This window comes from Hungatella sp. (assembly GCF_046966825.1).
Genome location: NZ_JBKVCZ010000162.1, coordinates 1 through 13,997 on the forward strand (window position 1 = coordinate 1; position 13,997 = coordinate 13,997).

Consider the following 13,997-nt stretch of genomic DNA (forward strand, 5'->3'; position numbering starts at 1 on the left):
AACGAACTTAATATGACACAGACAGCAGGCCTTACCACCTATGTGCTGCTTCAGATTTCAGCGGAGCAGATGAGGCGCTTTTTCCCAAACTTTGAGGCGCTCCATTTCCAGACACTGATCACGAAAGGAATCCAAAGCCCGGATCAAAAGGAGATGTTCTTCCATTTGGACGCCATGGTGAGCGAATACGAAAAACAGGCGGACGGCTATCAGCTTCTGGTAACCGCCCACCTCTATGAGTTTCTCTATTATCTCTACCGCTGCTGTTCCCATTGGAACGAATCGGGAGGCGATGACGATTCCAGCCGGGATATGAAGCGGATTGCCGGAATTATGGACTACGTCCGCCGGAATTTCCGCAGGCCGCTGACGCTTAACGATGCCGCCGCTTCCCAGGGCCTGAGCCGGGAGTATTTCTGCCGCCTGTTTAAGAAATATACGGGCCAGACATTTCTGGCATACGTAAATTCTGTGCGCACCATGAATTTTTACGAAGAGCTCCTGAGATCGGATGAAAGCATTACGCAGCTGATGGTACAGAACGGACTTACGAATTACAAGGTCTTCATGCGGGTTTTTAAGGAAATGTATGGGACAACTCCGCAGAAGATACGGAAATCTGCTGCAAAATCCGCAGCAAAAAATGCCGCAGAATCACTTTTTACTCCGTGATCTGCGGCATTTTATATTTACTGAATTATGATATATTATGCGATGGTCTCCGCATACTTCCTGATGTTGGAGGCATTGGCGATCTTCTTCACCTGGCCATCGCTCACGACTACCAGGGTAGGCGCCTGCATGATGCCAAGCTGTTCTGCCAGTTCTGCATTCTCCTCTGCATCCACCACCTCATAATCCACATCCTTTAAGAACTGCTTTGCCATCTTGCAGTTTGGACACGTCTTGGTCGTGAAGAGGTAGGAACCAGCCGGAATCTCTGCGTTGTGAACGGCTTCCTTCACCGTCTCCGCACTCTTGTTTCCCTTCTTCAGTACCGATCCGGTGATGTCGTAGGTGGTACGGTTCTTGTATTCCTGCGTCTTGCCCTCGTTCCAGTTCTGTACCGGTCTGTAGTAGCCGGTGATACGGCTGTAGATCTCAGCGCGCTTTCCGCAGATCGGGCAGACGCTGTGTTCGCCGATCAGATAGCCATGCTCTGCACAGATGGAATACGTCGGTGACAGCGTGTAATACGGAAGCTTGTAGTTCTCCGCAATGGTGTGCACCAGTCTCGCCGCGGCCGCCCAGTCAGGAAGCTTCTCGCCCAGGAAGGCATGGAATACAGTTCCCGAGGTGTATAAGGTCTGCAGCTCATCCTGAATATCCAGAGCATCGAATATATCCGCCGTATAATCGACAGGCAGATGAGAGCTGTTGGTGTAGTAAGGCGTATCCCCTTCGGCTCCGGCCGTCTTAATATCCGGATATCTCTTCCTGTCATGCTTGGCCAGACGGTAGGTCGTGGACTCCGCCGGTGTGGCCTCCAGATTGTATAAGTCGCCGTATTTCTCCTGATAATCGGAAAGGCGCTCTCTCATATGGTTTAATACGTTCTTTGTAAATTCCTGTGTCTGTACACTTGTCATGTCTTCGCCCAGCCATCTGGCATTGAGGCCAACCTCGTTCATACCGATTAAGCCGATGGTGGAGAAATGGTTTTCAAAGGTTCCCAGATATCTCCTGGTATAAGGGTACAGTCCCTGGTTCAACAGCTTGGTGATCACTTCCCGCTTCGTCTTTAAGGACCTTGCGGAAACGTCCATCATATGGTCCAAACGGCTGTAGAAATCAGCCTCGTCCTTTGCCAGGTAAGCGATTCTCGGCATATTGATGGTTACGACGCCCACCGATCCGGTACTTTCGCCTGATCCGAAGAACCCGCCCGTCTTTCTGCGCAGCTCACGGAGATCGAGGCGCAGACGGCAGCACATACTTCTGACATCGCTGGGTTCCATATCGCTGTTTATGTAATTGGAGAAGTAAGGCGTACCGTACTTGGAGGTCATCTCGAACAGCAGTCTGTTGTTCTCGGTATCGGACCAGTCAAAGTCCTTGGTGATGGAATAGGTCGGGATCGGATACTGGAATCCGCGTCCGTTGGCGTCTCCCTCGATCATCGTCTCGATGAAGGCCTTGTTGATCATATCCATCTCTGTCTTACAGTCTTTGTACTTGAAGTCCGCTTCCTTACCGCCTACAATAGCCGGAAGCTCTGCCATATCGCCCGGCACGGTCCAGTCCAGCGTGATGTTGGAGAACGGCGCCTGAGTACCCCAGCGGCTTGGCGTATTAACGCCGTAGATGAAGGACTCGATGCACTTCTTCACCTCCGGGTAGGTTAAGTTATCTATCTTTACAAAAGGAGCAAGGTAGGTATCGAAAGAGGAAAATGCCTGAGCGCCTGCCCATTCATTCTGCATTATGCCTAAAAAGTTGACCATCTGGTTGCAGAGCACGGATAAATGCTTTGCAGGGGATGATGTGATCTTGCCCGGAATGCCGCCCAGACCTTCCATGAGAAGCTGCTTTAAGGACCAGCCCGCGCAGTAGCCTGTCAGCATGGACAAATCGTGGATATGGATATCCGCATTCCTGTGGGCATCCGCGATCTCCTGATCGTATATCTCGGACAGCCAGTAATTTGCCGTAACCGCACCGGAATTGCTTAAGATCAGGCCGCCTACGGAATAGGTAACGGTCGAGTTCTCCTTGACACGCCAGTCCTCCACCTTCACATAGCTGTTCACCACATCCTTATAGTCCAGGATGGTATTCTTCATGTTACGGATTTTTTCTCTCTGTTTTCTGTATAAAATATAGGCCTTTGCCACATCCGTGTAACCGGTCTGCTCCAGGACGTGCTCAACGCTGTCCTGAATCTGCTCAACCGTTACCTGGCCGTCTCTCATCTTTTCCTGAAAGTCCGCCGTAACACGGAGGGACAACAGCTCCAGAATCTCATTATTAAAATCCTTCTTTGTAGCCTTAAATGCCTTCTTTATCGCTTCCGTTATCTTATTCAGACTGAATTCAGCGACCTCCCCATCTCTTTTCAATACTGATATCATTTATACCTGACTCCTTTCCTTTTACAACCCTGACACCGCCTTAACCGGTGCATTGTTTATTATAGCAGAAGAGAAACAAAAACACAATATCTGGTTTCGCAAAAAACATTAAAACCATATATTGTGTCTTATTATGTTTTCTTATAAGCTTCGAGTCACTTATCGCAAAACTGCGGACTGTCTGTCAGTATAGCACACCTTACACAGTTTCTCAACCACCAATTCGACCGGTGTGCTCCGCAGCCGTACATTTATGCTTTTTGCCATTTTAAATCAGGTTTGCATACATCTCCGCAGGCACATAGGCGCTGACAAAAATACCGTCGTCCCGGTACTCTTCCTTCAGAAGCTGGCCGTATTTCCGGATCAGCTGTATCTTTCCGGCATCCTGATAGGGGTATATCCGCTCCAGGAATACTTTCCTGCTCCTCAAAATACTCTCCAGCAGATTCAGGAGCTCGTCCAGTCCCTCCCCGGTCTTTGCCGAAATCTTCACCTGGTAATCGGAAGATAAGTCGCGGGGAATCCTCATCTCACCTGCCGCGTCTATCTTATTAAAGACTGTGATCACTTCCTTGTCGTGAACGCCCAAATCCTTCAGCGTCTCATAGACCACATACATCTGCATATCCATCTGGGGATTGGAGCAGTCCACCACATGAAGAATGATGTCCGAGTACTTTGCCTCCTCCAGTGTGCTCTTAAACGCCTCGATCAGATTATGGGGCAGCTTCCGTATAAATCCGACCGTGTCAGTCAGAAGAATCTGCTCCCCGCCGGGAAGCTCTAAGTTTCTCGTTGTCGGGTCCAGCGTGGCAAAGAGTTTGTCCTCCGCCAGAATTCCGGCGTCCGTAAGCGTGTTGAGCAGCGTGGACTTTCCCGCGTTGGTGTAACCCACAATGGCTGCCACCGGAGTATGGTTCCTTGTCCGCTGCTGCCTGGCCACGTCCCTGTGGCGCTTCACATCCTCCAGTTCCGCTTTCAGCTGGCCGATCCGGTCGTGAATCAGACGACGGTCCACCTCCAGCTTCTTCTCGCCGGGACCTCTCGTTCCGATTCCGCCGCCCAGACGGGAGAGCGAATTTCTCAGTCCCACCAGTCTGGCCGCCCGGTACTTCAACTGGGCCAGCTCCACCTGGATCTTACCTTCCCTGGTTGTCGCCCTGGAAGCGAAAATGTCGAGAATTACCATGGTACGGTCCATCACCTTCGTATCCAGTGCATCCTCCAGATTCCGAAGCTGTGCGGGCGACAGCTCGTCATCGCAGACAATGCCAGTGGCATTCAGCTCCCAGACGCGCTCCTTCACCTCTTCGATCTTTCCCTTGCCCAGATACGTCCCCGGATGAATCCGTTCCCGGTTCTGGATGATCTTGTCCACCGTGACGGCTCCCGCCGTCTCCACAAGCTCCTCCAGTTCCTCTAAGGAGGCTGCTGCCAGGCTTTCCTCTTCCGTGCTCACGGCCACCAGAATGACCCGCTCTTCGATTTCCTTTAACTCCACTAAATCAGCCATTGATCTCCTAATCCATTACCTTGTCTTTATTTCAATCCTCATTTTGGGTTCCTGTACCACTCAAAATGACACAGCAGCTTATCTGCTTTTTAAAAACTCCAGTTCCCGCGCGGCTTCTTCGTCTGAGCTGTTTCCTGCCACATACTGCTCCATCAGCTCCCGCGCCTTGTCAAAGTCTCCCTTGTACTCGTATGCAACCGCCTGATTGTAGATCAGGTCCGGCACCGAGGCGGCGTCCGGCTTTAATAATCCCTGGGCGAAATAGGTAATAGCCGTCTCATAATCCTTTTCCCCGAATTTGCAGAGGCCCATCCGGTTGTACAGCTCGGCATTTTCGATTCCTTCCGCCTGGGCGCTCTCATAGAGCGTCATGGCCTCGGCGGATGCTCCCTGGTTCTCCAGCGCCGCTCCGGCCGCGAGAATCGCCTCCGCCCTGCCTGGAGCGTTTTTCTCCGTATCCAGTTCGGCTGCACGCTTATAATCGTCCAGCGCCCCGCTTAAGTCTCCTGTCTGCGCTTTGGAGACGCAGCGCATGTTCAAATATTCCGGCCGCTCCTTATCCACCTGGATCAGGATACCGTAGGTATCCGAGGCAGCCTGGTAATCTGCGGCACGGTATTCCGCCTCCGCACGGTATTTCAGTACGTCAATATCGAATGCGCCCACCAGCGCGTTGGAGGCATTAATCGCCTCGTCGAAAGAAGCGATCGCACTCTCATAATCCCCAGCATTCAGCGCTTCTATTCCCGCATCGCGGTACGTATATTTATTTTCACTCTTTCCGCATCCTACGGTTAAGCTCATGCATACGCCTGCCGTCAGGACGAGAAGCTTTAATCTGGAACCCATTTTTACTCTGGAACATGTTTTCATCTTAAATTCTCCATCCGGGGAAGTTACTGCTTTCCGGTACTTCCGTGGCCTCCGCGGTCCTCATGGTCAAGCCTGTCCGTTTCCTCAAATGACAGCTCCGGCTGGTGCTTCATGATGCGGAACTGGCAGATTCTGTCATTGGCGTGAATCACCGTGTCACGAAGGGCATAAGCCGGGAAAAACCACTGGTCATTGTCCCCGCAGTACGTCTCATCGATGACTCCCATGCTGTTCGTCTGGATCACACCGTAATTCTTAAACGTACTGCTTCTCGGCACCACATGGGCCTCATAGCCAGCCGGCAGCTCCATGGCGATTCCAAGCGGAATCAACTGAAACTCTCCCGCCTTCAGTTCAACCTCTTCCGCCGCACGCAAATCGATCCAGTCGGATTTGCCTCCAATGTAGCATAAACGCTCGATTTTATCTGTAAAATATTTTATTCTGATCTTCTCTGTCACTGTATGTCCTCCTGATTGTGAGCACGAAACGGCTGTCTCTCAGCCGCCTGCGTGCGGTAATTATTCTGTGTTTCCACCGTCCTCACGGGTTACAGCCGCTTCCGCGATCCCGTCTCCCAACTCGGTGAGGGGGATTTCCTCCAGAAGCGCCTCATCTTCGGGGAGCAGCTCTCCGCTTCCCTTTAACTCCTCCTCCACCTCCATGCGGATCTCGGCAGCGGTTTCGGGGTCCGGAGTGGGGAGATTCTGAGTCGAGCCGATTCCGAACCGGCGAAGGAACTCCTCCGTCGTAGCAAACAGTGCTGGGCGGCCCGGAGCGTCGAGGCGGCCCACCTCGTATACCAGGTTGTATTCCACCAGCCTGTTCACCGCGTGATCAGACTTGACGCCGCGGATCTTCTCGATCTCCATCTTCGTGACCGGCTGCTTATAGGCGATGATCGACAGCGTCTCCAGGACCACATCCGTCAGCACCTGTTTTTTGGGGGTGGCAGCCACACGGATGAGATTCTCATAATACTCCGGCCTGGTGCACATCTGGTAGCTGTTCTCCAGTTCGATAATCTGCATCCCCTTCCGTCCGGCCTCGTACTGCTTCATGAGCCGTTTTACGGCGGATCTTGCCGTCTCCTCGTCCTGTCCGATCGCGGCTGCCAGCTGTCTCACCTCGACGGAATTACCCATGGTAAATAAGACCGCTTCGATCACGGCCTCATACTCCCGCTCTTCATTCGTAATCTCTCTCAGTTCCTCAATCGGCAGCGACTCCTGCGCTTCCCACTTCTTCTTCATCTTTTTTATACCCTTCGATATCTTCCTCTAACTCCGATAAGTCCAGATCCTCTTCCTCGCCTTCCGGCTCCAGCGTCTCAATAAACATATCGTCGAATAAATGCTCCTGGGTCAGATGAATCTTACCGATCTTCATCAGCTCCAGAAGCGCAAGAAACGTCACCACGACCTCCGTCTTGTCCGCCTGCTTTTCGAGCATTCCCCGGAAAGAGAATTTGCGGTGCAGCCTGGCATAACCCAGAACCGAGGTAATCTTGTCCTCCAGACTCACCGGTTCTCTCGTAATATTACCGAACCGGCTCCTCACAGGGTCGATCCGGTCCTCTGTCCTTTTCATCACGGACTTGAAAATCTCCTGAAGCTTTGCCAGCGTCAGGCCGTCCAACAGGCTATCCAAGTCCACCGGCGGCTCATACTTCGCCACCTCCGGAGGCACCGTAGGCCCCTTAAAAAGCAGGCGGTCCGCGCCGACCTCCTTCTCCTTCAGTTCAAACGCCATGTATTTGTAATACTTATATTCCAGAAGACGCGCCACCAGTTCAGCCCTCGGATCTTCCTCCTCGCCGTCCTCATTCACTTCTCTCGGCAGGAGCATGCGGGATTTGATGTCGATGAGCGTCGCCGCCATCACCAGGAATTCACTGACAATGTTTAAATCCTCGGTCTCCATGTGGCTCACGTAATCGAGATACTGCTCCGTAATCGTCACAATAGGAATGTCATAAATATTCAATTTATTCTTTTCAATCAGATGGAGCAGCAAGTCCAGAGGACCCTCAAAATTCTCCAGCTTATAGGATATTCCCATAGTTTCCTCCCGGCATCAGAAAGTAAGCGCTACCGGTTAGTATATCAAATCCACCGGCTTCTGTAAATATTTAACCTGTTTTTCTCTTTGATTATTATTTCAATCCACGCCGGTAATTTCACAGAGTACGGCTGCATCTTATTAAATCCACCACCACAAGCTGCGGTTTGTTGTTCAGCCTGATATTGATGGAATGCGTCCCCAGGCCGCGGCTCACGATCATGTACTTCCCGCTCTCCTCAAATGTTCCGGCGCACCACGGCAGAAAGAACTGAAACTGAGGGGTCATGACCCCGCCCAGATACGGAAGGCGTATGGTTCCCCCATGAAAATGGCCGGACAGCGTCAAATCCGCGCCCCATTTCCGGCAGGAATCGAAAAAGAGGGGCGAATGGCAGAGCAGGATTAAAAACCGCTCCCGTTCAGCCGGTCCCGCCAGCCGTCCAATCTCCTCCGGCCGCAGATGGTCGGGATGGAACTTCTTATAATACCGTTCCGCCAGATCGATTCCGGTGACGGCGATATCATCCCGGAACTCCATTGTCCTGTTGGAAAGGTAACGGACTCCCATTTTCTTTAGCTCCCTCACATAGATGTCATACTGCATCCCGAAATTCTTCCGTTCCCGGTTCATCCGCGTCTCATGATTTCCATTGCCGTAATAGACGGGGCAGCGTTTCGTCAGTTCCCCAATCAGTTCCAGGGATACCCGCAGATCCGCGCTTTCCCTGCTGACCATCATGTCGCCCCCGATCAGGATCACGTCGGGTTTTACCTCATCGACCGCATGGAGCAGGCGTTTATTATGATCTCCAAACTCATGATCATGTAAATCAGAGAGAAACACCATCCGGCAGTCTCTCGTTATCTTTTCAGTCAGAATCACCGTCCTCTCTACGGACAGCTGCTCCCTCTCATACTGCGAGCGAAGCAAAAGTCCCGCTCCTGCAGCGGCGGACAGCACACCGGCGGCAAGCCACATATCATTCTTCCTCATCTTTCACCAGTCTTCCACTTCATTTTATTTAATATTATTTCATTTTATTTCTTTTGATAGCTTTTGATTTTGTATCATCATACACTGAAAAAGTATGCCGCGTCAAGGCAAAGCATACTTAAGCTTTCGCGTTTATCCGAACGGGCTTTCCTGAATGGGCTTTCCGTAACGGACCTTTCCGTGAAACGAAAAAAGCCGCTGTACCCTTTTGTGGTACAGCAGCCTATTGGGAACCGGCTTATGCCAGATGATGCTTCTTTTCCAGTTCCTCTCTCATGGTTGGTGCTTCCTTATCGATATTCATGAAAAATGCCGCCAGCAGCATCAGCGCCGATAAAATAGCTCCGAAGTAGCCGAATGCAAAGACAATTGCATGTTTCGCAGTCTCTGTCTGGACCGCGGCCAGACCGTCGTAACCGCCCGCCGCGATGATCCAGCTGGCGATGGCCGGCCCCAGGCCAAGCCCCACCTTCTGACCAAAGCTTACGCAGCTGTTGATTAAGCCCTCAGAGCGGATCCCCGTCTTCCATTCTCCGTAATCGACCACATCCGCAGCCAGAGCAAACGCACAAGCAAACAGCACGCCGCTGGCCAGGCCCTTAATGATAAATCCGGCAATGATGACCGGCAGCACGTTCCCTCCAATCCCAATCAGGAAAAAGCCCAGGGTATTGCCGAATGCTCCGGCCAGCAGACAGTTTCTTCGTCCGAAACGCTTTGTGAGAGCAGGAACAAAGAAGTTGATAATGACCACGGGAACAATTCCGCAGGCCGAAATAAAGGACAGCAGCCCCAGATTGTTCAGACAGACATTGCAGTAATAATAGGTCATGGATCCGGGTCCGGCCGCCTGCGCCAGAATTAAGATGAAAAGCGCAGTCAGCAAGAAAAAGTATTTATTCCTCATCATCGCCGGCAGAGCCTCTTTTAACGGCACTGTCCCGGCCTTCTTCCCTTCCTCCGGGGCAGCATCCAGGAGACGTTCCCTCGTTCCCCAGAAACCAATCCAGATCAGCATCGTAGCGATCACACCGTAAATGACGGCGGTCATCTGCCATCCGAATTTAGCCACGAGCACTACCATAAAGGTAGTTACGGCAAGCCCTCCCGCCTGGTTTAAGATCTGATTGATCGACGCCATCTTCTGACGTTCCTGACCGTTTAGCGTCATGCGTGACAGCAGTGCCGTATGAGATACCATGTAGGCGGTAAAGCAGATACAGTTAAGGAAAATATAGGTGAGATACGCGTATACCAGCTTAGCCGCATCACTCATGGAGGCCGGCACGCTGAAGGTGAGAATCAGAGACACCAGTGTAAACGGCGCGCTGATCAGAAGCCATGGACGTGCCTTCCCCCATCTGGTCTTCGTCTTGTCAATGATTCCTCCCATAATGATATCGCTGGCCCCGTCAAAAAAGCGGGCCACCAGCATCATGGTACCGACCGCCGCGGCTGCTATCCCGACGGAATCCGTTAAATAGGAAGTCAGAAACATCCCTAAAATCTGTGTGATAATGTTGCCGCCTCCGGATGCCAGGCCGTACGATATCTTTTCTCTTACAGGCACCGCCCCGTTGTCTTTTCCCTGATAATCCATTTGAAAACCCCCTCATTTTTATTTCATTCTGATTTTTACCGGATTATAGACGATATTTCCATGTCCGGGCTCTGCCTTACGGTCCGCAATCAGCCCATGGTTGCCCCGGAACTCCATGGGTTCCTTGTCGGCCGTTCCGCTTAAAATGCGGTGGCATAGGGCAATATTCTCATCCATGATCTCCTTTGCCAGGCGCCCGTCACCGTGAGAAGCCAGCACTGTATCAAACATTCCCCTCACCTGTTCTCTCAGCCGGATTAACCCTGCTCTGTACGCTTCAATAGAAAGCGCATAATCCTCGAAGAGAAATGTAAATCCGTTGCACGCGTCTCCGAGTATAAGCATCCGCTCTTCCGGAATCAGCATGACCAGACTGCCCCTTGTGTGGCCCGGGCAGGCATAAATCCGGATGGTAACTCCGCCCAGATCGAAGCTGTCCCCTTCCTTTAAGTCATGGTATGCTTCGATGTGTACCACCGGTGTAAAGTCCTGTTCCGTCACGTCCTTCCCCAGGCTGCCCATCAGAAACAGTCCTGCCCTGCGAAATTCATAGGAGCTGTGTTCCCTGTATATGTAGCCATCCTCCTGATTGATATAGACACAGTCAGGTGGAAATTCCGATGCCCCCATCGCGTGGTCCACATGTCCGTGTGTCAAAAGAACCACCAGAGGTTTGTCGGTAAGCATTTCGATCAGAGGCCTGACAAAGCCGATTCCGCTTCCGCTGTCGATAAGAGCCGCCCGCTCTTCGCCTTCCACCAGATACATCAGTTCCGATGAAAACGCATAAATCCTTGTTATCCTGTCACTCACTTTTTCATATTTAAAATTCAATTCTGCCATTTTCATTCACCTCCCCCGTGTGGATAAATCATTTATATATATTTATCCATTTTTTTGATAATCGCTGTCAAATTTCCCCTTCGCAGCGAAGCCCATGGAAAATGATGCTGTTATCAACAGCTTTATGCCTTTCCATATCTGTATTTTAGACAAAATTCCTTGTAAATGAAATATCATTCTGCTATACTTTTAGTGACATATTTCTATTTCAATCATACATAAGGGGGATTACAGAATGGACAGAATGACCTTTCGGGAGATGATTCGGCCACTGTCCTCATATGAGGAAGAATTGAAGCGCACACAGAGCAGCAACCGGCTGATGGAGCAGTCCATTCAGTACGCCTATAAAAAAGATAAGGATGGATATTACTTTTTCACCAATCTGGCCATGTCAGACCAGGGAGGCCATACACCGGATCCGATGCACGCCTCCCTGTCTCACACGATTTTAAAGGACAAGCTGCGCCTGATCATACACGCCCGCTTCTCCGCACGCCCCTTCCATTACGATGAATTTATCAGTGTCAATTACGTCTATTCCGGAAGCTTGACGCTCCGTTTTCCTGATTCCACGGTCATTCTAAAAAAGGGCGAGTTATTCTTAATGAACACGGACGTAGTCCACGCCTTCGAGATCGAGAGCGAGGAGGACTTGATACTCGGAATTCAGATTGAGCGGGAATTTCTGAGTAAGGAGCTGCTCTACGGCTTATCCGACAACGGTCCCATCACCGACTTTCTGGTCAATACACTGGCCGGCAAAGAGAGCGTATTTTCCTATCTGATCGCAGACTGTGCCCAGGATGAGCGCATGGCGACACTGTTCGAGGACCTGTTCTGTGAATACTTCGAACCATCCCTGTGCAGCTCCGCCCTGGTGGAAAACTACGTGAAAATATTTTTTATTCTGCTGATCCGCAGCTCCCACAGCCGCATCAACATGAACACTAAGGCGGATATTCTGGCAATCCTAAACTACATTGAGGCCCACTGCGCCGACTGCTCACTCCAGTCCCTGGCCGATGAATTTAACTTTAACCCAAAATACTTAAGCGCGCTGATCCGCAAAAAAACGGGGCGTTCCTTCTCAGATCTGCAGACGGATGCGCGTATGCGTTCCATCTGCTATTATCTAAAGAACTCCGGGATGACAATCCGGGAGATCGCAGAGCTCTGCGGGTATACGAATATGAACTTCTTTTATCGGAAATTCAAAGAAATGTATGGTATGAGCCCGAAGCAGTACAGGGGCATTTAAGAAGAAGGCATGCCGCGGTTACCCGCACATGCCTTCTCACCGGAAGCTTCAGCTGCATGGTCATCACGCAGGAGGACGCCTCTTCTGCCAGCTGTATATTGTCAGATTTGCACGACTCGTTCCGTAGCGTCTGTTCGATGAACCGCAGGATGTCCTCTCCCTTTTCAATAATAATTTTAAAATTTCCTCTTGCCATCTTACCCGTAATTATAGTAGAATATACGCAAGCACACCTCTTCATTGAAACCGCAAAGGCTCTGTGAATAAGAATCCCGTTATGTAACCCTGATAAAACTCATGGTTGCGAAGACACTTATCTTACAGTATGAAGCAGGTATGCTTGGGGTCCGATAATCGAACCCAAGCTATATGTATCTACCATAAAGAGATACAATACTCTGTTCGCAGAGGCCTGTCAGGCATATCCAAAACAGGCAGGCTGCCGTCAATCAGCCTATTGTAGCCAATGTTTGAGGTAGGAGACAAGCATAGCATGTCGTACTACGTGTAGTTGAGTTACAAGCCTATGCCTGAACCTGCCCCGCTTTATCGGGCATTTGACATGGGCAATTGACAACCAATAAGTCCGCCGCATAACGCGGCGGACACCAGCCTCAGCACATAGATAAGCTGTTCCATGACAAATTCGTTCAAATTATCACCTCTGTCCGGATCGTCCTGTATGGCGGATTGTCTTCTACTTCACCCATACACCGGACGCATCCAGCGTATATCCATCCGGAGTCACCGTATTCTTCATCATCGCCCCATCGGCGCCCAGGTAAAACCATTGGCCGTCGGACTCCACCCAGGTACTGGAAGCCATAGCGCCGCCGGACTTGAAGTAATACCACGCGTCGTTGGAATAATGGCGCCAGCCCGTAGCCATGGTCCCGTCGGAATCGAACCAGTAATCAGCCCCGTCTATCGTCATCCACTCATTGGCGGCGCGGTTTCCGTCGTTCTTTACAAAGTACCACTTTGCCCCCTCCTGCTGCCACTTTGCAGTCTGGGAGCCTCCGCTCTTCAGCGCAAAACCGTAGTCCAGCAGAGCCGAGGTATCCGTATACTGTGTAGACTTGCTCTTCATGATAACCGCGATCAGCCGCACGCCGTCCCGCTCCGCACATGTCACCAGCGTGTTGCCTGCCAGTGAAGTATATCCGGTCTTTCCTCCGATAACGCCCTGGTAGTATCTGGCGTCATTGGGATAAAGCATCTTGTGGCCCAGGGATATCGTGCGGGCCGCCGCCTTCTGCGTCGCCGGAATCTGGTAGCTTAAGGTCGATGCGATCTTGCTTACCGTACCATTCTGAAATGCAGCCCGTGCGATCAGCGCCATATCATGAGGCGTCGTATAGTGGTTGGAATTGTTGAGGCCGTTCGGATTGACGAAATTCGTGTTCGTACAACCCAGCTCCTTCGCCCTGGCATTCATCATGTCCGCAAACTTGCTGATACTCCCCGCCGTATGCTCGGCCAGACCGTTGGCCACCTCGTTGGCAGATTTTAAAAGGAGACCGTAGAGACTCTGACGCACCGTCAGCTTGTCCCCTTCCACCAGTCCCAGTGTAACGGCGCCGGACTCCAGATTCGTAACCGCTGTCTTGGAAAATGTAACCGTATCGTCGAGGCTGCACTTTTCCGCTACCAGAAGAGCTGTCATCAGCTTCGTGATGCTGGCCGGGTAAAACTTCGTCTCTGCCTCCTTCGAATAAAGCAGATTTCCCGTGGCCGCATGCATGAGCACCGCGCCCTGAGCCTGGTTCTCCGGC

Annotated in this window: 12 protein-coding genes; 2 read left to right on the forward strand and 10 right to left on the reverse strand. The window is 51.3% G+C overall.

Annotated features, from left to right (window positions below; translation table 11 throughout):
* A partial coding sequence (locus ACLTD4_RS29520) for a helix-turn-helix transcriptional regulator (protein WP_412331783.1) occupies window positions 1–672 on the forward strand: 672 nt, incomplete at its 5' end.
* A 35-nt stretch (window positions 673–707) separates the two neighbouring features.
* Here ACLTD4_RS29520 and ACLTD4_RS29525 read toward each other — a convergent pair.
* The 9 genes from ACLTD4_RS29525 to ACLTD4_RS29565 all read right to left on the reverse strand — a co-directional run bounded on the left by ACLTD4_RS29525 (window position 708) and on the right by ACLTD4_RS29565 (window position 10,961).
* Window positions 708–3,071 (reverse strand): ribonucleoside triphosphate reductase, encoded by a 2,364-nt coding sequence (locus ACLTD4_RS29525; protein WP_055660261.1) that lies wholly within the window; start codon window positions 3,069–3,071, stop codon window positions 708–710.
* A 268-nt stretch (window positions 3,072–3,339) separates the two neighbouring features.
* Entirely contained in the window at window positions 3,340–4,587 is a 1,248-nt protein-coding gene (gene hflX, locus ACLTD4_RS29530; protein WP_117621779.1) for a GTPase HflX, read from the reverse strand.
* 78 nt (window positions 4,588–4,665) lie between these two features.
* Window positions 4,666–5,460, reverse strand: coding sequence for a tetratricopeptide repeat protein (locus tag ACLTD4_RS29535; protein WP_055660256.1), 795 nt, complete (start codon window positions 5,458–5,460; stop codon window positions 4,666–4,668).
* Window positions 5,461–5,483: 23 nt separating this feature from the next.
* On the reverse strand, window positions 5,484–5,921 hold the full coding sequence (locus ACLTD4_RS29540) for a dUTP diphosphatase (protein ID WP_117621778.1): 438 nt from the start codon (window positions 5,919–5,921) through the stop codon (window positions 5,484–5,486).
* A gap of 60 nt (window positions 5,922–5,981) precedes the next feature.
* The gene (gene scpB / locus ACLTD4_RS29545; protein WP_117621777.1) at window positions 5,982–6,713 is read right to left on the reverse strand and encodes an SMC-Scp complex subunit ScpB; all 732 of its coding nucleotides are present in this window, start codon (window positions 6,711–6,713) and stop codon (window positions 5,982–5,984) included.
* On the reverse strand, window positions 6,673–7,521 hold the full coding sequence (locus ACLTD4_RS29550; RefSeq protein ID WP_117621776.1) for a segregation and condensation protein A: 849 nt from the start codon (window positions 7,519–7,521) through the stop codon (window positions 6,673–6,675). The genes scpB and ACLTD4_RS29550 overlap by 41 nt, the downstream gene beginning before the upstream one ends.
* Before the next feature lie 118 nt (window positions 7,522–7,639).
* The gene (locus tag ACLTD4_RS29555) at window positions 7,640–8,503 is read right to left on the reverse strand and encodes a metallophosphoesterase (RefSeq protein ID WP_117621775.1); all 864 of its coding nucleotides are present in this window, start codon (window positions 8,501–8,503) and stop codon (window positions 7,640–7,642) included.
* A 253-nt stretch (window positions 8,504–8,756) separates the two neighbouring features.
* Window positions 8,757–10,118 carry an MFS transporter gene (locus tag ACLTD4_RS29560; RefSeq protein WP_117621774.1) on the reverse strand — a complete coding sequence of 454 codons (1,362 nt, stop codon included), beginning with the start codon at window positions 10,116–10,118 and terminating at the stop codon, window positions 8,757–8,759.
* 18 nt (window positions 10,119–10,136) lie between these two features.
* Window positions 10,137–10,961 carry an MBL fold metallo-hydrolase gene (locus ACLTD4_RS29565; protein ID WP_117621773.1) on the reverse strand — a complete coding sequence of 275 codons (825 nt, stop codon included), beginning with the start codon at window positions 10,959–10,961 and terminating at the stop codon, window positions 10,137–10,139.
* Between the two features lie 235 nt (window positions 10,962–11,196).
* On the opposite strand from ACLTD4_RS29565, the gene ACLTD4_RS29570 reads away from it, so the two are divergent.
* Window positions 11,197–12,222: an AraC family transcriptional regulator gene (locus tag ACLTD4_RS29570; RefSeq protein WP_117621772.1), complete on the forward strand. Its 1,026-nt coding sequence runs from the start codon at window positions 11,197–11,199 to the stop codon at window positions 12,220–12,222.
* Window positions 12,223–12,919: 697 nt separating this feature from the next.
* Here the strand turns inward: ACLTD4_RS29570 and ACLTD4_RS29575 are convergent.
* A partial coding sequence (locus ACLTD4_RS29575; RefSeq protein ID WP_412331784.1) for a serine hydrolase occupies window positions 12,920–13,997 on the reverse strand: 1,078 nt, incomplete at its 5' end.

Coding starts and splice junctions, on each gene's coding strand:
- ACLTD4_RS29525 (WP_055660261.1), bottom strand. CDS start 3,071: ATGATATCAGTATTGAAAAGAGATGGGGAGGTCGCTGAATTCAGTCTG.
- hflX (WP_117621779.1), bottom strand. CDS start 4,587: ATGGCTGATTTAGTGGAGTTAAAGGAAATCGAAGAGCGGGTCATTCTG.
- ACLTD4_RS29535 (WP_055660256.1), bottom strand. CDS start 5,460: ATGAAAACATGTTCCAGAGTAAAAATGGGTTCCAGATTAAAGCTTCTC.
- scpB (WP_117621777.1), bottom strand. CDS start 6,713: ATGAAGAAGAAGTGGGAAGCGCAGGAGTCGCTGCCGATTGAGGAACTG.
- ACLTD4_RS29550 (WP_117621776.1), bottom strand. CDS start 7,521: ATGGGAATATCCTATAAGCTGGAGAATTTTGAGGGTCCTCTGGACTTG.
- ACLTD4_RS29555 (WP_117621775.1), bottom strand. CDS start 8,503: ATGTGGCTTGCCGCCGGTGTGCTGTCCGCCGCTGCAGGAGCGGGACTT.
- ACLTD4_RS29560 (WP_117621774.1), bottom strand. CDS start 10,118: ATGGATTATCAGGGAAAAGACAACGGGGCGGTGCCTGTAAGAGAAAAG.
- ACLTD4_RS29565 (WP_117621773.1), bottom strand. CDS start 10,961: ATGGCAGAATTGAATTTTAAATATGAAAAAGTGAGTGACAGGATAACA.
- ACLTD4_RS29570 (WP_117621772.1), top strand. CDS start 11,197: ATGGACAGAATGACCTTTCGGGAGATGATTCGGCCACTGTCCTCATAT.